This window comes from Paramicrobacterium humi (genome assembly GCF_900105715.1).
In the GTDB taxonomy this organism is placed as follows: domain Bacteria; phylum Actinomycetota; class Actinomycetes; order Actinomycetales; family Microbacteriaceae; genus Paramicrobacterium; species Paramicrobacterium humi.
Genome location: NZ_FNRY01000001.1, coordinates 1958067 through 1978475, shown reverse-complemented (window position 1 = coordinate 1978475; position 20409 = coordinate 1958067). Strand labels below are relative to the sequence as shown.

15 protein-coding genes, 1 tRNA gene and 1 pseudogene are annotated in these 20409 nt (G+C 68.8%); 10 read left to right on the top strand and 7 right to left on the bottom strand.

Annotated features, from left to right (window positions below):
• Nucleotides 1–188 precede the first annotated feature (188 nt).
• Genes BLV49_RS09810 through BLV49_RS09800 form a run of 3 tightly spaced genes read left to right on the top strand, consistent with a single transcriptional unit; the run spans nucleotide 189 to nucleotide 6653 of the window.
• Entirely contained in the window at nucleotides 189–4889 is a 4701-nt protein-coding gene (locus BLV49_RS09810) for an ATP-dependent helicase (RefSeq protein ID WP_091183335.1), read from the top strand.
• Nucleotides 4882–5658: a DNA-formamidopyrimidine glycosylase family protein gene (locus BLV49_RS09805; protein ID WP_091183331.1), complete on the top strand. Its 777-nt coding sequence runs from the start codon at nucleotides 4882–4884 to the stop codon at nucleotides 5656–5658. The genes BLV49_RS09810 and BLV49_RS09805 overlap by 8 nt, the downstream gene beginning before the upstream one ends.
• Nucleotides 5659–5693: 35 nt before the next feature.
• The gene (locus tag BLV49_RS09800; RefSeq protein ID WP_091183328.1) at nucleotides 5694–6653 is read left to right on the top strand and encodes a nucleoside hydrolase; all 960 of its coding nucleotides are present in this window, start codon (nucleotides 5694–5696) and stop codon (nucleotides 6651–6653) included.
• Here the strand turns inward: BLV49_RS09800 and BLV49_RS09795 are convergent.
• Nucleotides 6650–7552, bottom strand: coding sequence for a hypothetical protein (locus BLV49_RS09795; protein WP_091183324.1), 903 nt, complete (start codon nucleotides 7550–7552; stop codon nucleotides 6650–6652). The two genes, BLV49_RS09800 and BLV49_RS09795, sit on opposite strands and share 4 nt — an antisense overlap.
• Before the next feature lie 51 nt (nucleotides 7553–7603).
• Here BLV49_RS09795 and BLV49_RS09790 point away from each other — a divergent pair, with 51 nt between their 5' ends.
• The 6 genes from BLV49_RS09790 to BLV49_RS09765 all read left to right on the top strand — a co-directional run bounded on the left by BLV49_RS09790 (nucleotide 7604) and on the right by BLV49_RS09765 (nucleotide 11196).
• Entirely contained in the window at nucleotides 7604–8029 is a 426-nt protein-coding gene (locus BLV49_RS09790) for a DUF1801 domain-containing protein (RefSeq protein ID WP_091183322.1), read from the top strand.
• Between the two features lie 73 nt (nucleotides 8030–8102).
• The gene (locus tag BLV49_RS09785; RefSeq protein WP_091183320.1) at nucleotides 8103–8408 is read left to right on the top strand and encodes a DUF2249 domain-containing protein; all 306 of its coding nucleotides are present in this window, start codon (nucleotides 8103–8105) and stop codon (nucleotides 8406–8408) included.
• Nucleotides 8405–8893 carry a hypothetical protein gene (locus BLV49_RS09780; RefSeq protein ID WP_091183316.1) on the top strand — a complete coding sequence of 163 codons (489 nt, stop codon included), beginning with the start codon at nucleotides 8405–8407 and terminating at the stop codon, nucleotides 8891–8893. The genes BLV49_RS09785 and BLV49_RS09780 overlap by 4 nt, the downstream gene beginning before the upstream one ends.
• Nucleotides 8894–9002: 109 nt before the next feature.
• Nucleotides 9003–9371, top strand: a complete 369-nt coding sequence (locus BLV49_RS09775; RefSeq protein ID WP_091183312.1) for a PadR family transcriptional regulator — start codon at nucleotides 9003–9005, stop codon at nucleotides 9369–9371.
• Nucleotides 9371–10723, top strand: a complete 1353-nt coding sequence (locus BLV49_RS09770; RefSeq protein WP_091183309.1) for a permease prefix domain 1-containing protein — start codon at nucleotides 9371–9373, stop codon at nucleotides 10721–10723. Before BLV49_RS09775 ends, BLV49_RS09770 begins: the two co-directional genes overlap by 1 nt.
• Nucleotides 10724–10758: 35 nt before the next feature.
• Nucleotides 10759–11196 carry a GIY-YIG nuclease family protein gene (locus tag BLV49_RS09765; protein WP_245723603.1) on the top strand — a complete coding sequence of 146 codons (438 nt, stop codon included), beginning with the start codon at nucleotides 10759–10761 and terminating at the stop codon, nucleotides 11194–11196.
• A gap of 40 nt (nucleotides 11197–11236) precedes the next feature.
• Here the strand turns inward: BLV49_RS09765 and BLV49_RS09760 are convergent, their stop codons facing one another.
• Nucleotides 11237–11692, bottom strand: coding sequence for a hypothetical protein (locus tag BLV49_RS09760; protein ID WP_091183306.1), 456 nt, complete (start codon nucleotides 11690–11692; stop codon nucleotides 11237–11239).
• Nucleotides 11693–12106: 414 nt separating this feature from the next.
• Nucleotides 12107–12197: transfer RNA gene (locus BLV49_RS09755), tRNA-Ser, on the bottom strand.
• Nucleotides 12198–12296: 99 nt separating this feature from the next.
• Between BLV49_RS09755 and radA the strand changes: the two genes are divergently transcribed.
• On the top strand, nucleotides 12297–13655 hold the full coding sequence (gene radA / locus BLV49_RS09750; RefSeq protein WP_091187148.1) for a DNA repair protein RadA: 1359 nt from the start codon (nucleotides 12297–12299) through the stop codon (nucleotides 13653–13655).
• On the opposite strand, the gene BLV49_RS09745 is transcribed toward radA, so the two are convergent.
• The 4 genes and pseudogenes from BLV49_RS09745 to BLV49_RS09730 all read right to left on the bottom strand — a co-directional run bounded on the left by BLV49_RS09745 (nucleotide 13656) and on the right by BLV49_RS09730 (nucleotide 20284).
• A complete protein-coding gene (locus BLV49_RS09745) occupies nucleotides 13656–14060 on the bottom strand; it encodes a dehydrogenase (protein ID WP_091183302.1) in 405 nt (134 codons plus the stop codon).
• 35 nt (nucleotides 14061–14095) lie between these two features.
• Complete coding sequence (locus tag BLV49_RS09740; protein WP_091183299.1) at nucleotides 14096–14731, bottom strand: hypothetical protein; 636 nt, start codon at nucleotides 14729–14731, stop codon at nucleotides 14096–14098.
• 148 nt (nucleotides 14732–14879) lie between these two features.
• Nucleotides 14880–17318: pseudogene (locus BLV49_RS09735) on the bottom strand (bifunctional metallophosphatase/5'-nucleotidase); the annotation flags it as partial.
• Nucleotides 17319–17482: 164 nt separating this feature from the next.
• Nucleotides 17483–20284 (bottom strand): ExeM/NucH family extracellular endonuclease, encoded by a 2802-nt coding sequence (locus tag BLV49_RS09730; RefSeq protein ID WP_245723602.1) that lies wholly within the window; start codon nucleotides 20282–20284, stop codon nucleotides 17483–17485.
• Nucleotides 20285–20409: the final 125 nt, after the last annotated feature.

The following is a 20409-nucleotide window of genomic DNA, read 5'->3' as shown; positions in this document are numbered from 1 at the left end:
AAGGCAAACACAACGTCATCAGCGGCGGCCTCGAAGCAGAACGGCGCGAGCGACGCCAACGACAGCCGATAACGGCAACATGCAAGGACGCCCAATGTCAGGTCGGTCCTCACATTACGGCGCCCGACGATGGTGCATCCGCTCAGCCGACCAGCCACGATGTCAGACTCATGTGATTTGCTAGCCGAATGAGCACCGTGCTCGATCGCTTCTCCCCGGCCACCCGAGCGTGGTTCACGGGGGCATTCGCCGCACCCACAAACGCGCAAGAAGGCGCCTGGAACGCCATTTCCGGCGGCTCCCACACTCTCGTCGTCGCCCCGACCGGGTCGGGCAAGACCCTGTCTGCGTTCCTCTGGTCAATCGACCGACTCATGGACGCCGCGGCACACGGCACCGTGGAGGAGCGACCGCAAGGCACGCGCGTGCTGTACATCTCACCGCTCAAGGCGCTCGGCGTCGACGTCGAACGCAACCTCCGCGCGCCACTGGTCGGGATCGCACAGACGGCCAAGCGACTCGGAATCGAGCCGCCCGAAGTCACCGTCGGAGTGCGCTCGGGCGACACCCCCGCGAACGATCGCCGCGCACTTCTCAAGAACCCGCCCGAGATCCTCATCACCACGCCCGAGTCGCTGTTCCTCATGCTCACTTCGAAAGCACGCGAGACGCTCCGCACGGTGGACACCGTCATCATCGACGAAGTGCACGCCGTCGCGGCGACGAAGCGCGGCGCGCACCTCGCCGTCTCCCTTGAGCGCCTGGACGCGCTGCTCGACAGGCCCGCCCAGCGCATCGGTCTGTCGGCGACCGTCCGGCCGCACGAGGAGGTCGCCCGCTTCCTCGGCGGCCGGGCGCCCGTCGCCATCGTCGCGCCGCCCGCGTCGAAGACGTTCGAGCTGGAAGTCATCGTGCCGGTCGAGGACATGACCGATCTCACGGTCGGCCAGCAGCCGGCGACTCCCGACGGCTCCGCGGCAGGGCCGGTCCGCGCCGACGGCGAGCGCGGCGGCTCCATCTGGCCGCACGTCGAAGAGGCGATCGTGGACCGCATCCTCGCTCACCGCTCCACGATCGTGTTCGCGAACTCGCGGCGACTCGCCGAGCGGCTCACGGCGCGGCTGAACGAGATCAACGAGGCGCGACTCGACGAGGAGACGCTGCTGTCGGGCCCGCTGCCCGAGGACTGGGCGGGAGCAGCGGAACAGAGCGCAGCTGCGGCGCGCAGCGAAGCGGCATCCGCCCCTCGCACTCCCGCCGTGCTCATGGGAGGAAGCGGGCAGACGACCGGTGTGCGCGACGAGACGCCGCTGCTGGCCCGCGCGCACCACGGGTCGGTGTCGAAGGAGCAGCGCGCCGCGATCGAGGACGACCTCAAGTCGGGGCGGCTGCGCTGCGTCGTCGCGACGTCGAGCCTCGAACTCGGCATCGACATGGGCGAGGTCGACCTCGTCATCCAGGTGGAGGCGCCGCCGTCGGTCGCGAGCGCCCTGCAGCGTGTCGGGCGGGCGGGGCACCAGGTGGGCGAGATCTCGCACGGCGTGCTGTTCCCCAAGCACCGGGCCGATCTCGTGAACTCCGCGGTCGCAGCCGAGCGGATGCTGGAGGGGAAGATCGAGTCGATGCGGGTGCCCGCGAACCCGCTCGACATTCTCGCGCAGCAGACCGTCGCCGCGACGGCGCTCGACACCGTCGAGGTCGAGGCCTGGTTCGAGCAGCTGCGCCGCACCGCCCCGTTCGCGACGCTGCCGCGCTCGGCGTTCGAGGCGACGCTCGACCTGCTCGCCGGCCGGTACCCGTCGGACGAGTTCGCCGAGTTGCGCCCCCGCATCGTATGGGACCGCGACGCCGGCACGATCGAAGGCCGCCCGGGTGCGCAGCGGCTCGCGGTCATCAGCGGCGGCACTATCCCCGACCGCGGCCTGTTCGCCGTCTACATGGTCGGCGGCGAGGAGGGCACGACCGGCCGGCGCGTCGGCGAGCTCGACGAGGAGATGGTCTACGAGTCCCGCGTCGGCGACGTGTTCGCACTCGGCGCGACGAGCTGGCGCATCCAGGAGATCACCCACGACCGCGTGCTCGTCACCCCCGAGTTCGGGCAGCCCGGCCGCCTGCCGTTCTGGAAGGGTGACGCGCTCGGCCGCCCGTTCGAACTGGGCGAGGCCCTCGGCCGGTTCACGAGAGAATTGGATGCCGCTGACGACGGCGTCGCGAGCGAGCGCCTCGCCGCCGCGGGCCTCGACGCCCGGGCCGCCGCGAACCTGCGCGCGTACTTGACCGAGCAGCGGGCAGCGACCCGGCATCTGCCGACGGATCGCACCCTCGTCGTCGAGCGCAGCCGCGACGAGCTCGGCGACTGGCGGATCATCCTGCACTCCCCGTTCGGCATGCAGGTGCACGCCCCCTGGGCGCTCGCGGTGGGCGCGCGCGTGCAGGAGCGGTTCGGCGTCGACGGCGCGAGCATCGCGAGCGACGACGGCATCATCGTGCGCATCCCCGAGACGACGGACGAGCCGCCCGGTGCCGACCTGTTCGTGTTCGAGGCCGACGAGCTCGAAGTCATCGTCACGGCCGAGGTGGGCGGCTCCGCGCTGTTCGCGTCGCGGTTTCGCGAGTGCGCCGCGCGGGCGCTTCTGCTGCCGAACTACTCGCCGCAGAAGCGGGCGCCGCTGTGGCAGCAGCGGCAGCGCGCGGCGCAGCTGCTCGACGTGGCGAAGAAGTACCCGCAGTTCCCGATCCTGCTCGAGACTGCTCGCGAATGCCTGAAAGACGTGTACGACGTTCCGGCGCTGCTCGAGCTCGCCCGCCGCATCGCCTCCCGCAAGATCCGCATCGTCGAGACGACGACGGAGGAGCCCTCGCCGTACGCGAAATCCCTGCTCTTCGGCTACGTCGGCGCGTTCATGTACGAGGGCGACAACCCGCTCGCCGAACGCAAGGCCGCGGCACTCGCCCTCGACGCGACGATGCTCTCGGAGCTGCTCGGCCAAGTGGAGCTGCGCGAGCTCCTCGATCCCGCGATCATCGCCCAGACCGAGCAGGAGCTGCAGCGCCTCACGGAGAACCGGCGCATGCGCGGGCTCGAGGGCACGGCGGACCTGCTGCGCATGCTCGGCCCGCTCGGCGCCGACGAGGTCGCCGAACGCCTGCAGGCTCCCGACGACGAGCATGAGCACGCCTCAGCTGCCGTGGCCCGGGCGCACCTCGACGAGCTCGTCGCCGCGAAGCGCGCGCTGGCCGTGCAGGTCGCCGGCGCGGAGCGGTGGATCGCCATCGAGGACGCCGCCCGGCTGCGCGACGCTCTCGGCGTGCCGCTTCCCATCGGCGTGCCGACGGCGTTCATCGAGCCCGTGCCCGATCCGCTCGGGGACCTGCTCGCCCGCCACGCCCGCACCCATGGACCGTTCACGACCGGTGACGCGGCACGCCGATTCGGTCTCGGCATCGCGGTCGTCGCCCACGCGCTCGGGCGACTCGCCGACGAGGGCCGAATCGTGAGCGGAGAGTTCCTGCCCGATCGCCCGGCGGCATCCGCTCATCCCCTCGAGAATGCGGAGTGGTGCGACAAAGAGGTGCTGCGGCGACTGAGGCTGCGCTCGCTCGCCGCCCTGCGGCACGAGGTCGAGCCGGTCGACCAGGCCACGTTCGTGCGCTTCCTCTCCGCATGGCAGCACGTCGGCGGCGGGCTGCGCGGGGTCGACGGGGTCGCCGCGGTGATCGACCAGCTGTCGGGGGCGATCGTGCCGGCGTCGGCGTGGGAGACGCTCATCCTGCCGCAGCGGGTGGCCGACTACTCGCCCGCGATGCTCGACGAGCTGCTGTCGACGGGCGAGGTGATCTGGTCCGGCCGCGGCTCGATCGCGGGCGGCGACGGCTGGGTGAGCCTGCACATCGCCGACACGGCGCCGCTCACGATGCTGCCGGCGCTCGGCCCGGGCGACGACGGGTCGCTCGAGCGGGAGCTCCTGCTCACCCTCGGCTCGGGCGGCGCGTACTTCAGCTCGCAGCTCGCGGAGGCGACGGGCTCCGAGGACGACGCGAACCTGCAGCGCGCGCTGTGGCATCTCGTCTGGCAGGGCCTCGTCACGAACGACACCTTCGCGCCCATTCGCGGCCTCGTCGGCGGCGCGGGCGCGCACAAGACGCGCCGGCCGACCCCGCGCTCGCGGCTGTACCGCGGCAGAGGGTACGCCAGGCCGAGCATGTCAGGGGCGGCTCCGCGCGTCGGCGGACGCTGGTCGCTTCTCCCCCTTCCCGAGCAGGATGCCACGGTGCGCGCCGCCGCGACGGCGGAGACCCTGCTCGACCGCTACGGCGTCGTGACCCGCGGAGCCGTGTACGCGGACGACATTCCGGGCGGCTTCGCGCTCATGTACAAGGTGCTCTCCGGCTTCGAGGAGAAGGGCCGCGCGCGACGCGGCTACATCGTCAACGGGCTCGGCGCCGCGCAGTTCTCCACCTCGGGCACGATCGACCGGGTGCGCAGCCACACCTTCACCGATGACGACAGGCCGCTGAACGCTGTCGCCCTCGCGGCGACAGACCCCGCGAACCCGTACGGAACCGCTCTCGCCTGGCCGAGCGCCGAACTCACGGGCACCCGGCATCGCCCGGGGCGCAAGGCGGGAGGCATCGTCGCCATCGTCGACGGCGAACTCGCGCTGTATCTCGAGCGCGGCGGGAAGTCGGCGCTCGCGTTCACGGACCGCGAGCCCGTGCTCACCTCGGCCGCGGCATCCGTCGGTGCCCTCGTCCGCGCCGGCCGGGTCGACAAGCTCGCCGTCGAGAAGGTGAACGGCGCGTTCGTCTTCGGCTCGCCGCTCGAGCACCCGCTGCGGAACGCGGGCTTCACCGAGACGCCACGCGGACTGCGGATGCGCCATGCCTGAGGGCGACACCGTCTACCGCACCGCGCGCAACCTCAACGACGTGCTCGCGGGAGAGATCATCACCGAGTGGAGCCTGCGCGTGCCCGCCTTCGCGACGAGCGACCTGCGCGGGCAGCGCGTCGACGAGGTCGTCAGCCGCGGGAAGCACATCCTGCACCGCATCGGCGAGTGGAGCCTGCACACGCACCTCAAGATGGAGGGCGACTGGCACATCTACCCCGCGGGCGGGCGGTGGCGAAAGCCCGGCTGGAAGGCTCGCGCCGTGGTCGGCACCGACGCCGTCACCACTGTCGGGTTCGAGCTCGGCGTCGTGGAGCTGCTGCCGCGAAGCGACGAGGAGCTCGTCGTCGGCCACCTCGGCCCCGACCTGCTCGGCCCCGACTGGTCCGCCGAGGAGGCCGTCGCGCGGCTCGAGGCGGACCCTGCACGGCCCGTCGCCGTCGCGCTGCTCGACCAGCGCAATCTCGCCGGTCTCGGCAACGAGTACGTCAACGAGATCTGCTTCTTGCGCGGCATCCGGCCCGAATCCCCCATCGGTGAGACGGATGCCGCCGCGCTCGTGCGGCTGTCGCACCGTCTCATCCTCGCGAACCGCGACCGGGTCGCGCGCACGACGACGGGCGACACCCGGCCGGGACGGCAGAGCTGGGTGTTCTCACGCGATGGTCAGCGGTGTCGGCGCTGCGGCACGGTGATCGAGCGCGGTCGGCTCGGGGCGAGCTCGACGCAGCTGCGCGACACGTACTGGTGTCCGAGCTGCCAGCGCTGAACGCTACAACCTGCGCACTGCGCCAGAATGGGTTCATGCCCATTCCCGTGATCGCCGACGTCGACACCGGCGTCGATGACGCCCTCGCCCTGCTCTTCCTCGCCAGCCACCCCGACATCGATCTGCGCGCCGTGACGTGCGTCGCGGGAAACGCGAGTCTCCCGCAGGTCATCGCGAACACCCTTGACGTGCTGGATGCCGCGAGCAGCCGTGCGGCCGTCGCTGCGGGCTGCGACCGTCCCCTCATCGAGCCGGCCCGTGATGCGAGCGGCTACCACGGCGCGAACGGCATCGGCAATCTCGTCCTCCCCCGCGCTGCCCGCCGGCATGACCCCTCGCACGCGATCGAGATGATCCGACGCACGATCGAGGGGAGCGCGGAGCCGGTCACCCTCCTCGCCCTCGCGCCGATGACGAATATCGCCCTCTTCCTGAGGCTGCACCCCGAGACGGCGGCGAAGCTCGAGCGCATCGTCATCATGGGCGGCAGTGCGGGCCCAGGCAACGCCACGCCCGTCGCGGAGTTCAACGTGTGGCACGACCCGGAGGCGGCGCAGATCGTTCTCGAGTCCGGCGTGCCAACGGTGCTGTACCCGCTCGACGTGTTCAGCCGCGTCGTCGTCGACGAACAGCAGCACGAGCGACTGCGCGCCGCGGACACCGCCGTCACGCAGCTCGCGACGAAGCTGCTCGACTACCAGGTGCAGCTCGCCGACCTGCCCGCCGACATCGAATCGGGCGCGAAGATCGGCGACGCGGGCACCGCGTGCTTCCTCGTCGGCGCCGAGCACTTCGGCACGTCGCGTCACCTCGTCGAGGTGGAGCTCGCTCCCGGCCGCAGTCGCGGCCAGACGATTATCGATCGCCGCTTGCGCCCCGGCGAAGACATGGAGCACAGCCTCGAGAGCAGGGCGCGGCCGAGCGACGTCGCGCTCACCGTCGACGGCCCTGCCGTGTCGGAGCTCTTCGTGTCGACGCTGCTCGGAGCCGACTAGACGTCAGCGTCGTCGGCGGCCTCGCCGCGCACCATCTCGACCCAGCGGCGCACGTACAGCGCGCCGGACTCGTCGTGGATGAGCGAGGAGTGCTGCCGGATCGGGTACGGCTTGCCCTCGGGGACGCCGTCGCTCGGCCGCACATCGACGTGCGCGACTTCGAAGCCGTTGTCGTGCAGCCAGTCCGCCATCGCGTAGTCCGTGCGGGAGTCGCCCATCGTGCGCCACCGGTGCGGCGCTTCGACACCTTCGTCGGCGAGGAACTGCATCATGCGGCTCGCACCGAGGTCCTTACCGACGCGGTTCGACTCGATGTCGGTCGAGATGATCGTGGGATCGATGCGGTAGCCGACAGAGCCGGCGGCGTCGGGGTGCCGCTCGCCCTCCCACTCGAAGCCGAGGTCGTGACGTTCGAGCACTTCGGCGACGTCGGCATTGAAACGTCCCTGCCGATCGAGGTACTCCTCATTCGACACGTCGGTGCGCTGCTCGACCGAGACCATCGCACGCTTCGTGTGGTCGAAGAACACGAGATCGGAGTACGAGGCGTCGACGAGCCGCTCGATGTCGCGGGTGAAGGCCGGCGGCATCCGGAGTTCCTCGTCCACGCTCAGTTCGGCCTCGCCATGCGCGGTGATGCGCATCCACACGGCGCCCTTCTCGCAGATTCCCCAGACGAGGGCGTCGTCCGCAAGCCCCGCAGCGCGCAGCGGCGGAATGAGCTGCTCGCGCAGGAAGCCGTCGGAGCGGCCCGTGTTGAACGCGATGGGAACGCCCGCGTTCGCGAGCGTGACGAGGTCGGGAGCGATCGTCTCGATCGCGACGGTGCGGGATACGGGGCTGGCGATGGGTCCGTCGACGTCGAGCAGAAGGCCGAGGTCGGGCGCGAAGTCAGTCACTCCCCCAGTTTAGGCGGGGCCGGGCTGGCTGCGATTTCGGTACGCTGAGGCATGGCCGAGATCAAGACGAAGCCGACGGATGCTTCGGTCGAGGAGTTCCTCGACGCGGCAGCTCCCGCGCGCCGCCGCGCCGACGGGCACGCCCTCGATCGCCTCATGCGCGAGGTCACGGGTGCCGAGCCCGTGATGTGGGGGCCGTCGATCGTCGGCTACGGCTCGTACCGCTACGTCTCCCCGTCGAACCCGCGCACGCAGGGCGACTGGCCGAAGGTCGGCTTCTCGCCGCGCAAGGCGGCGCTCTCGCTGTACGGCCTGAAGGACCGCCCCGAGGGCGCCGCGCTGCTTCCGAGCCTCGGGCGCTACCGGGAGGGCGCTGGCTGCGTGTACGTGACGACCCTCGACGACATCGACGAGCAGGTGCTGCGCCGGCTCATCGCGATCGCGTGGGAGCGCACCGACGCCGACGGCGCCGGCTGAGCGTTTCCGGCCAGCGGCATTGTCACGGTCGTTCCCCTGACAGGTCGGATGCCGCGGTGCTACGTTCGAAAGCATGAAGCAGTCCATCTCTCTGAACTCCACCGATTCCCACGGGCACTCCTGCGCGTGCGGCGAGGCAGACGAGGCGCTTCCCGAACTCGACGTGCAGACGATCCCGCACGCCGTGCGCCACGCGGCGATCTTCGGGGCGCTCGAGTCGCTCGCTCCGCACAGCGGGATGATCATCTCGGCGACGCACAACCCGCTGCCGCTGCTGGCGCAGGTCGAGCAGCGCCACGCCGGCCGCTTCGTGTCGACCTACCTCGACGAGGGCCCGGAGCGCTGGCGCATCAAGTTCGTGCGCACCGACGCCGAGTGAGCGATCGCCTCACCAACCGAGGCACTCCGCTGATCGTCGGCCGCAGCACGCTGCCCTTCCTGTGGACGGGCGGCGCCGCGATCATCCTGGGCGGCGTGGTGGCTGCCGTCACCGCGCCACTCCGACTCGAGCACGGCTCATGGGCCTCGGCGTATCTCGTTCTGGTCGTCGGCGTCGCGCTCATCGCTCTCGGCGCCGTGCAATCCCGACTCGCGCAACGGCTGAGCGGCCGCGCGATCGGCGTCGAGCTCGGCGGCTGGCTGGTCGGGAGCGCCGGCGTGATCGGCGGGACCCTGCTCGAGGCTCCGCCGATCGTCGACGTCGGCGGCATCCTGCTGCTCGTCTCCCTCATCACGTTCATGCTCGCCGTGCGCCGGCCGGCGCCCGCACCGCCCGTCATGCTGTGGACGTTCCGCCTCGTCGTCGCGATCATCATCGTCAGCATCCCGATCGGGCTCGTGCTCTCTCAGCTCCGGCACGGCTGACGTGGGCCGACGCCCCCGAGTCGCTGTCAGCGTTCTCACGGCCGCCCTCGCGCACGACCGTGCTACCTTGTAGCTCTACGTACATAGAACTGCAAGGTAGGAGGAGCGCATGCGCATCGGCAAGGACCTCGTCGCGGCGACCGCGACACCGCTCGTTCTCGGCATCCTCGCCGACGGCGAATCGTACGGCTACGCGATCCTGCAGCGCGTGAGCGAGCTCTCCGACGGCGAACTCGAGTGGAGCGACGGGATGCTGTACCCGCTGCTGCACCGGCTCGAGCGCCTCGGCTACATCGAATCCTCGTGGGGTGAGGCGCCGAACGGGCGGCGCCGCAAGCACTACCGACTGCGCCCGGACGGCGCGGCGGCCCTCGCCGAGCAGCGCCGCCAGTGGACGGTCGTGAACCGCTCGCTCGACCGCGTCTGGTCGGGCCGAGGCCGCTCTGGCGACGCCGCGATCGCGTTCGGGGGTGCGTGATGGCGGCGACGGACCAGGAGCTCGAGACCCAGATCGCGCAGTGGCGCGACTTCATCGGGCGCCGTCGGGAGATCGGCGCCGACGTCGACGAGCTCGAAGCGCACTTGCGTGACCGCATCGAGGCGCTTGCGGCATCCGGTCTCTCGAATGATGAGGCGTTCCTCGTCGCGGTCAAGCGACTCGGCCGCATCGATGAGCTCTCCCGCGAGTTCGCGCGCGAACACTCGGAGCGGCTGTGGAAACAGCTCGTCATCGGCGACACGGGCAAGACCGGCCGACGCGACTCGGGGCTGACGGTCGCGCTGGTCTTCGCCGTGATCGCGGGCGCCATCATCAAGCTGCCGGCGCTGTTCGGGCTCTCCCTCGAGACGTCCGCGGACGTGTACCTGCGCAACGCGGCGCTGCTCCTGCTGCCGATGCTCGCCGGCTACTTCCTCGTTCGCCGCCGCGCGCACGCGACGACGATCATCGGCGTCGTCGTGCCCTTCATCGCGGCGGGAGCGCTGCTCAACGCATACCCGTTCGCGGCCGACGGCATGACGGAGCTGCTCGCGGCCGTGCACGCTGTGGTCGCCCTGTGGATCGTCGCGGGCATCGCCTACGCCAACGGCGACTGGCGCTCCGGCGCCGCTCGCATGGACCTCATCCGCTTCACCGGCGAGTGGGTCGTGTACTTCGTGCTCCTCGCGCTCGGCGGCGGAGTGCTCGCGGCTCTGACGATCGGCGTTTTCCTCGCGGTCGGCGTCGACGCGTTCCCCTTCGTCACCGAATGGATGCTGCCCTGCGGGGCTGCGGGAGCGGTCGTCGTCGCCGCGTGGCTCGTCGAGGCCAAGCAGAGCGTCATCGAGAACATCGCGCCCGTGCTGACGCGCGTGTTCACTCCGCTGTTCACGATGATGCTGCTCGTGCTGATCGGCACGGCCGTGGTCCAGCGCACCGTCGTCGACGCCGATCGCGACCTGCTCATCATCTTCGACCTCGTGCTCATTGTGACGCTCGGGCTGCTGCTGTACTCGCTGTCCGCGCGTAACCCCGACGCGCCGGCGTCGTGGTTCGAGACGATGCAGCTCGTTCTTGTCATCGCCGCACTCGTGGTCGACGTTTTCGTTCTCGCCGCGATGCTCGGCCGCATCGGGACGTACGGTGCGAGCGCGAACAAGCTCGCGTCGCTCGGGCTCAATCTGATCCTGCTCGTGAACCTCGCCGGTGCGGCGTGGCTGCAGCTGCGGTTCCTGCGCGGGAAGGAGCGCTTCACCGCGCTCGAGCGCTGGCAGACGGCCTACGTGCCCGTCTACCTCGCATGGGCCGCGATCGTCGTGATCGTCTTCCCGCCGGTGTTCGCCTTCGCGTGAGACGTGCTGTCGGCTGCGTGCCGTAGCCTGACGCAGTGACGATTCGCGGAATGATGCCCGACCGGTGCCTGCTGTGCGGAGAGCCCAAGGGGATCCGGGAGCAGGATGGCTGGCACTGCGCCGTCTGCGGGTGGCGCATCGGCGACGTCCCCGATCCGGAACTCCCCCGCCCGCGCATCGACGTCGTGTACTACATCCGCTACGCGGATAGGGTGAAGATCGGCACCTCCAGCAATCCCAAGCAGCGGCTCGCCGCACTCTGGCATCAGGAGCTTCTCGCTTTCGAGCGCGGCGGACGAGACGTGGAGAAAGCACGTCACGAGCAGTTCGCCGACCTGCGCGAAGGCGGCGAGTGGTTCAGCGCGGCGCCTCGCTTGCTCGAGCACGCGGCCCGCCTCCGCGCCGGCGACGATCCGTGGCACCACTACGCCCGCTGGGTGAGCGAGTCGCTGCGCGCGGCGGAATCCCTCTGACTGCCGTGCGTCAGGCATGCGACTGCACGTCGGCAGACCTTCAGCCGGCGGCCTTCTTCACGAGCGCGCGCAGCTGCTTCTCGGCATCGGGCGTCACATCGAGCACCGCGTAGGCGGTCGCCCAGAACTCACCCTCGTCGAGCTGAGCATCCTCAGCGAAGCCTATGTTGCCGTACCGCGTCTTGAACTTCGACGCCGGCTGGTAGAACAGGATGTTCTTCCCGTTCCGCGCATAGGTGGGAAAGCCGTACCACGTCTTCGGGTCGAGCTGCGGCGCCTCCTCGCTCACGATAACGTGCAGTCGTTCCGCGATCTTCTTGTCGGTTCCCTCGAGGGCGGCGATCGCGTCGAGGCAGGCCTGGAACTCCTGCTGCTTCTTCGCTGCCCCTTTTGACGCTTTGCTCTCCGCACGCAGTTCTGCGGCTCGCTGCTTCATCGCTGCGCGCTCGGCCGCGCTGAATCCGCCTCCGGTTTTTGTGTTCCGCTCATCTGCCATATCCGTGTCCCTTCGTCGAGGGCGGCAGTGCCGCCGTGCACTCAATCTAGAGCAGAGGCTGCCGGCGCGGCTTCTCGATGCCTGATCAGTGCGGCGCAGCAGGCGCGCGCGTACCGAGGACCAACAACATGACGAAAGCCCCGATTTTCCGCGGAAACCTGCGCGCAGATACTTGCGGGTCTCGGTGGCAACGCGCGTGTACGCCCAGCGAGCCAGCGCGCGGGTGAGGAGCCTGTTTGGGCCGCGGACCAGGCCGATGTCGAGGTTTCCAAGGCCGAGCGAGCGAAGCACGTCATGGGCCTCTAGAACGAGGAACGCGTGCGTTGCGACAGCGTCGATGTCGATGAAGGGCGGGGACCCTACCACGCACCCACCCAGAAAGCAGAAAACCCCTGGCTTACCAGAGGTTTTCAATGGCGGTGACGGTGGGATTTGAACCCACGGTAGGGGGTTACCCTACACAACTTTTCGAGAGTTGCACCTTCGGCCGCTCGGACACGTCACCGCGGACAAGTGTAAGCGATTCTGTGCCCTCCACGCGAATCGAAGGACGGATGCCGCCCGTCGGCGTGCCGTGTCAGACGCCGCGACTACGCTCGAAGACATGGCAAAGACCCTCTCCTCATACAGCTGCACGGAGTGCGGCTGGCAGACCGCGAAATGGGTCGGACGGTGTGGCGAATGCCAGCAGTGGGGAACGGTCGTGGAGGCCGGCCCGCAGAGCGGCATCCAGAAGCGCGTGACAGCGGCATCCGTCACCGAAGATCGCGCCGCCAAGCCGATCACGGGCATCTCCAGTACGTCGATTTCGCACTGGCCCAGCGGCGTCGACGAGTTCGATCGCGTGCTCGGCGGCGGCATCGTGCCCGGTGCCGCGATCCTGGTCTCCGGCGAGCCAGGCGTCGGCAAGTCGACGCTCCTTCTCGAGGTCGCGGCGCGCACGGCCCGTGCCAAGTCGCGGGTGCTCTACGTGAGCGCGGAGGAGTCCGTCAGTCAGGTGCGGTTGCGGGCCGAGCGCACGGGGGCTCTCGACGACAACCTGTACCTCGCGTCCGAGACCGATTTGGCGACCGTGCTCGGCCAGATCGAGACGGTTAACCCGCAGCTGCTCATCGTCGACTCGGTGCAGACCGTGGCCAGCAGCAGCGTCGACGGCCTGCCGGGCCAGCCGAGCCAGGTGCGGGAAGTCGCCGCCGCGCTCATCCGGGTGGCGAAGGAGCGCTCGCTCCCCCTGCTGCTCGTCGGGCACGTCACCAAGGACGGCACGATCGCCGGGCCCCGACTTCTCGAGCACCTCGTCGACGTCGTGTGCCAGTTCGAGGGCGACCGTCAGACGGCGCTGCGCTTCATCCGCGCGCTGAAGAACCGCTTCGGACCCACCGATGAGGTTGGCTGCTTCGAGATGACCGGCGCCGGCATCGCAGAGGTCGCCGATCCGTCGAAGCTGTTCCTCAGCCGCGGCTCGGCGGTGTCGGGCACGTGCGTGACTGTCGCCATGGAGGGACGCCGCGCGCTTCCCGTCGAGATCCAGGCGCTCGTTGTGAAGTCGACGGCGCCGAACGCCCGCCGCGTCACGAGCGGCGTCGACGGGGCGCGCGTGTCGATGCTCTTGGCCGTGCTCGAGAAGCGTGCGGGCGTGGCCCTTGGCGACTACGACGTCTACGTCTCCACGGTCGGCGGGGTGAGGCTGACCGAGCCGGGAGCGGACCTCGCGATAGCGATAGCGATCGCCTCCGCGCGCGGCGACTGGCCGGTCCCCCACACGCTCGCGGCGTTCGGCGAGATCAGCCTCGCCGGCGAGATCCGCCCCGTCGTTGCGGCCAAGCAGCGCCGCTCGGAAGCCTCGCGTCTCGGCTACTCGACCGTCGTCGACGCCGCAGCCGGCGGCATCCAGAACGCGCTCGCCCTCGCGAAGCGCTCGGGTGGCTCGCCGCGCGACCGGGAGATCGACACGGCCTTCTGACTACTCGATGTCGAGATCGAGAACCTTCATGATGTCGGCCGGCGCGGCCTGCATGGGATGCGGGCCCGCGATGTCGAAGAAGATCGTCTCGATGGCATCGCCGTGCGTGCGCAGGAAGGTGTGCAGCCAGAGGCCGTCGTGAAGCCCGACGAACGGGGGCAGCGAGGCGGGCCGGTTCTTCGCGTCGGAGAACAGCAGCAGAGCCAGCTTGCCGGTCTCCGGCTGGCGGTACGTCCAGATCTCGCCGGCATCCGTCGGCTTGTCACGCTGACCCGGCTTCATGAGCGGCACGACCATGCGATCGTTGCGCAACGCGAACGCGACCGCCGCCATGTCCTGCTTCGCGAGGGCTTCTGCAAGCACGTCCGACCGGAACGCCGGTGGGTTCTTCTTCGCCTTGGCCATGCTCCTAGTCTCGCAGGTTGCGCACCACGCGAGGCCTAGTAGAGCACGAACTGCGCGGTCTTCTCCGACGTGATTCCCGCGACCGACGTCGTCAAGTGGTAGGAGGCGCCGTCCGCCGCCACGGCGGGACGCTTGTCGGAATCGCACGTGCTCGGGTCCGAACTCGTGCGGTCCCACGCGATCGCCGGCTTCGAGGTGAGTGTCTTGCCCGGCTCGAGCGTGGTCTCAGCGTTCGTGGGCTCCGTCTGGCAGTCGGTCGAGGTCCAGTAGGTGTCTTTACCGCTCGTGATCGTGAAGACCTGCTGCGAGGTGCCCACGTCGATCGTGCACGGTGCCTCGCCCGTGTTCGTTATCGAGAGCGACAGCTGCGGCTCCTCACCGGACGCATACGTCGTCTTGTCGGTGATGGCCTTGACCTCAACGGTGTCCTTCGAGCATTCCGACACCGTCTCACTGTCGTCTGCCGCGGCCTCGGTCGCCGCCGTGCTGGGCTCGGCTGTCTTCGTTGCGACGGTCTTCGGCTGTTCCTGTGCGCCGGATGACGACCCGGGGCGCCAGATCACGAGCACAATGATGGCCACCACAGCGATGAGCCCCGCGAGCACCCAGAGACGCCGTTTGATGTACACGCTGCGAGGCTGACGACCGTGGGGACCCTGTTTCGCCGACATTCCCTCATGGTAGGTGGGGCGGGGGTCGGATGCCGCTGCGCCACGCGCGGCTCAGGCGCCCTCACAGCGGGTTTTGCGTCGAGCGCCGAAAACGCGGTCGCGGAGGGGACGCCGTGACGTGACCCCTCCGCGACCAGATGTGCGTCGGCTAGCTCTTGCTCACCGTCTCGCGGTGCGCGCGGCGCCGGCTGATGCCAAACGCAACACCGCCGGCGACGAGCAGCCCGAGAGCCAGGAAGCCGAACGGCAGCAGCTCCTGCACGTCACCGCCGGTTCGCGGCAGCGCGCTCGACGTATTGCCCGGGTCGGCGGCGGCGGGTGCCGCCGCGATCGTGATGTCCTGCCAGCCGATGACGGAGCCATCGGCGGCGAGAACGACGATGCGGTGGTTGCCTGCGGGAGCATCGGCCGGGATCGTCACCTGCACGGTGCCTTCCGCCGAGACCTGCACGAAGCCGTCGCTGAGCATGATCGGAGTGGAGTGCAGCCAGACCGACACCCATTCACCGGCGTGCTCGGTTCCGACGTTGATCGTGATCGTCTGCCCGGGCTTTGCCTCGGTGACGGTGGAGATGCCGCCCTCGGTGCCGCCGGTCAGGTTGTCGTCGGTCGCGGGCGAGGGCTTCCCTGCCGGCGGTTCGCTCGATCCGGGCTCTCCCGGGCCGGGCTCGGCCGCCTTGGCGGTGACCGTGAGCGGGATCGTCACGACGGTGCCCGATTTGGTGCCGGTGAGGGTGAGCGTGTGCGCACCGTCCTCGGCTTCGGCCGGAACCTCGATGGTCACGGTGCTCGACCCGTCGGTGACCGGAGCCGTTCCGATGCTCGTCCCGTCGATCGCGGCGGTGAGCTCAGTCTCTGTCGGAACGCCGAGTGACGTGAGGTTCAGCTTCGACAGCTGCAGCTCGAAGCTCGAGCCCGCGTCAACCGCACCGGTGGGGATGCCGGTGACGGCGACCGCGCGGCGGTCGTAGCTCGGCGAGATCGGCGACTGCTTGGTGATGTAGTCGATCCACGCATCGCGATCGATGAGACCGGAATCCTTGGTGTTCTCTCCCGAGGTGAAGACGTGGAAGTTGTCTCCGCCCTGTGCCAGGAAGCTGAACGTGCCAATGCGATAGTTGCGCTTGAGATCGAGCGGCTCGCCGTTGACGGTCACCGAGGTGATGTGGTTGTCACGCTCCGCACCGGGATCGTACGTGTAGGTGACGTTGTCCGAGAGACCGAGTTGCAAGTACGCACGCGACGGAGTGTTCCCTTCGGCATCGCGCTGCCACTGCTGCTCGAGCATCGTCTTAACCTGTGCGCCCGTGAGCGTTGTGGTCCACAGGTTGTTCACGAACGGCAGCACGGCGTTGGCCTCGGCGTACGTGATGTCACCCTTGTACAGCTCGGCGCGCAGTCCGCCGGGGTTGACGACGCCGATCTCGGCGCCGCCCAGACGGTCTTCCTTGAGCGTCGCGAGTAGCGCGTCAGCGACGAAGTTGCCGAGCGTTGACTCCGAGCCACGGTCGTCGCGCGCGGGATCCTTGCCCTCTGGGTAGGTAAAGGCGGTGGTGATGTCAGCGGTAGCCGACCCGATCACCTGATTGCCAACTACGGCAGCATCGGCGAGGGCCTTCTGAACGATCTCGTTCACGAGGTCGACGCGCGGATAGTCAGAGATGAGATCGGCGTCGAGGGCGGCACTGTTTTTCGCGGTCTCCTCGTCAGTCGCGCCCTTTTCAGCCGCAAGACGCGCGACGTTCCTCACGTCGTTTTCAGGATCGTCGATCATTACGGACACGTCGTCGCCGGTCTTCGTGACGTTTAGCACGATCTGACCGATGTTCTCGCCATAGCTGCCGGTCTGCACGATGGGGCGACCGTTTCCGTCCTGCCACGCGTACTGCTTGTGCGTGTGCCCGGTGAAGATCGCGTCGACGGCGGGATCGGTCTTCGTCACAATGTCGGCGAAGGCGCCGCCATCAGCGACTTCGTTCTCGAGCGTTGCGCCTTCGGGTTGGCCGAAGCCAGCACCCTCGTGGTACTCCGCGACGATCACATCAGCTTCGCCGTTATCGGGGTTTCCGTCGCTGAGCTGCCCCGCGACGCGGTTGACGGCTTCCACAGGGTCGCCGAAGTCGACGTCCTGAATGCCACCGGGCGAGACGAGAGATGGCGTCTCTTGGGTAACCGCTCCGATGACGCCGACCGAGATGCCCTGCACATCGAACATCGCATACTCGTCGAGGAGAGGATCAGTCGTGCCCTTCGCATACACGTTTGCGCCGAGGTACGGGAAGTTCGCGGTGTCCGCGACCCGGCCGGTCAGGTCGGAAAGACCCTTGTCGAACTCGTGGTTGCCGACGGTCGATGCCTGAAGCTGCAACGCGTTCAGCACCTCGAGCGTCGGTGTGTCGTCCGCCATCGACGATGCGAAGAGGGAGGCGCCGATGTTGTCACCCGCCGAGAGGAACAGCGTGCTGTCCGGGTGCTCGGCTCGAAGCTGCTCGACGGTGCCCGCGAATTTCACGGTGTTCGCGTCGATGCGACCGTGGAAGTCGTTGATGTTCAGTAGGTTGATCGTTGCTGTTGTGGTGTCGGCCGGGGCTGCTGCTGCCGACATCGCGACAAGCGGCGCCGCAAGCAGCCCGCCGAGCGCGCCCACGGCGGCAAGCCGCCGTGATCGACGTGTGAATGAGGACATTTCTCTCCTGTTTCTCTGTGCTGTGCCCTGGACGGGCGGTGTCTGCAGTTCGGGGCTGCGACGTCTCAATATCGGCGGCATGCGGCGTCCGTCAGAGGCCAGCCTCCGGCGTGGCCGTAGCCGTGGCCTTTGCCATTTCCGTGTCCGTTTCCGTGACCGGACCCGTGGCCGTTTCCATGCCCGTTCCCGTGGCCGTGGCCCTTGCCGTGGCCCTTGCCATGGCCGTGGCCGGGAGTGCCGCTGTCGTGACTGACTTCAATCCCGACGAGCATAGGATCGTGGTCGCTCGCGCGATACACGTCCGGGGCGTAGAGGTTCGTCGCGTTGTAGTTGTAACGCGAGTATTCGAGTGCCACGGACTCGACGGAGTTGATGTTCCAGACGTCCGCGCCGGTCACGGTCCTGTCCGCGGCCGGCGACGCGAAAATGTAATCGAGCGAGCCGACGGCTCCGTCGAAGTTGTAAGTCTGCTCTCCGGTCTTCGCGCCCTGGCTGACATACCCGGCGGCGGTGATCGTCGTAATCGGGTCCTCAGCGGCGTACGAGTTGAAGTCGCCGACGAGGAACACCTTGTCGGTGTCGTGCTCCGCGGCGAACGCGTCGGCGAACTCGAGGAGCGCTTCGGCTTGCCTGGTGCGGTCGCCGTTGTAGGCGCCGCGGCCGTCGTTCAGGTCGGCGTTGTCGCCTGTCGCCTCGTCGCCGCCGCCCTTCGATTTGAAGTGATTCGACACGACGACGAACACATCGTCGTCGCTGCCGTCGACGGGCTTGAATGCTTGAGCGTCGGGCTCTCGCGCGTTGTCGAACGCGGCGGAGCCGATGAGAATCTGCGCGTCACCGACGGTCTCGACGACCGCGGGCTTGTAGATGAAGGCCGTGCGGATGACGTCTTCCCCTTCGGGCAGTTGCGCAGGCGACGGCACGAATGCCCACACGTCGCTGCCGGCGGCGTCGTTGAGCGCGTCGACGAGCACCCCGAGCGCGTAGTCGCGGTCGTCGTGCCCTGCGGCGAGAGAGTTCTCGATCTCCTCAAGTGAGACCACATCGGCGTCGAGGGCGTTGATGGCGGCGACGATCTTGTCTTGCTGACGCTCGAGGTTCTCAGCGTCAGCGGCGCCGCGAACGCCGCAGCCGGGGGCGCTCGAGTCGCGCACGGTCACGGGATGGCCGTCGCGGTCGGTGTAGTAGGTGCACCCCGTGCGCTCATCGCCCGTCGTGGCGAAGTAGTTCAGCACGTTGAAGGTTCCGAGTCGGATGTCGCCGCCCACGCTCTCGGGCGCCGCTGTGCGCGTGTTCTCGAACGTCGCCGGCTGCACCGTGTCGGCGTTCGCTCCCGTCAGTAGCGACGTCGGCTGGAACTTCCACGTGTCATTGCGGTAGTCGAGAACGACGGGCTTGGTGAAGGTCACCGCCGCGCCGACACGCACAGGGTTTTCAAGCGACAGATACGGAAGCGGGGTGTCGGCGCTCGGGCCGCTCAGCAGGTTGAAGCTCGAGCCGTCGTCGAGCGACACCGCCTCCGCTTCAGCGCGGGCCACCTCGGCGTCGTAGGCGCTCGTGCCCGGGAGCCCGCTCACTGTGGGGTTCAGGAGCGGAATGTCAGAGGCGGCGAGGCCGATCTCGCCGTACTGGTTCGCCGAGTACACATCGGTCACGGTGAAGTCCCCCTGCGGGGCGACGAGCATGCCCTCAAGCGACTCGCGAGCGGCATCCGTGTCGGGGAATTCCGTCTCGACGGGCGTCGGCATCGCAGCCGCCTGGTCGAGGACGGTGAGGTCCGCGAGCGAGGCCACAGACAGCTCGGTGAGCCCGTAGAACTCAGTGACCTTTCCCGTCACTTGAACGTGGTCGCCGACCGCGACGGCGCCGACCGTGGCGGCTGAGAACACGAAGAGGCCGTCGGAGGCCGCGTGTGTCGTCGGGTCGATCGCTCCGCCGGTGCCGGCGGTCTGGATGTAGTAGCCGTTGAATCCGCCGTCGGGGTAGGCGGCGGTCACGACGCCCGTGGTCGTCACGCGCTTATCGACAAGCGGGCTCGTGTCGGTGGTGCCCTGGATCTCGGCGATCGTCTTCTCGACGCCGGGACCGGTCGGAGTGTCGTCGTCGCCGGAGTCGTCGGGCGGAGTGCCGACGGTCTCGCTTCCGCTGCCCTGCGGCGTGATGTCGGCGGTGAGGGTGAAGTCGGCGCTGTTGTCGTCGGTGTCGGCGGCATTTGTTCGCGTGAGCGACTTCACGTCGGTGTTGCCTGCCGGCGCGGGCGCGAGCGCGGTCTCGAATGTGTTGGAGCCGCCGTAGCCGAGCGCGTCGACGATGCCGGCGCTTCCCGCAACGTCACCGACGGGCGGGGTGATCGCCGCGGAGCCGTCGACGAGGAAGATGGTGCCTGTCGTTCCGCTCGGGTTGAGCGAGCCGATGATGTTGACGTTCTCGAGCGCGTCGCCGGCATCCCCGTTGCTTCCGCCCGAGACGAGGAAGTAGCCGCCGGCCGGGATGCTTCCCGACAGCGCAACGGTCGAGCTCGTCTTGCCGGTGCCGCTCGCGGAGCGGTACTGCAGCGACGTGCCGTCGAGCGCGATAGCGGCATCCGTCGGGTTGAACAGCTCGACGAACTTGTGCTGGTAGGCGGCGCCCTTGCTGCCGCCCGACAGATACGCCTCGTTGATCACCACCCCGGTTCCGTCGGGAGCCGCGAGCGCCGGCGCCGCGATGAGCGGTGCGGCGGCGAGACCGAGAAGCGCGGCCGCGGCGAGAAGTGGCTTGCGGTGGGTGCGGGCTGTCGTCAAGGAATCCCCCGGTTTTATCGTCGGGTGACACACCGCTGCCCAGCGCACCAGCGTGCCACGCATGCTCGCGGGCACTCGCGCCATGCTGTGGCAACGCTATGGGCGCCCTGTTGCCGTTTTCCGGCCACTCGGTAAACGGATGCCTACACGCTAGGGGCGGCCACCGACAGATTCCGCGCTTTGCTCAAACGAGCAGCGAACGGCGGTGT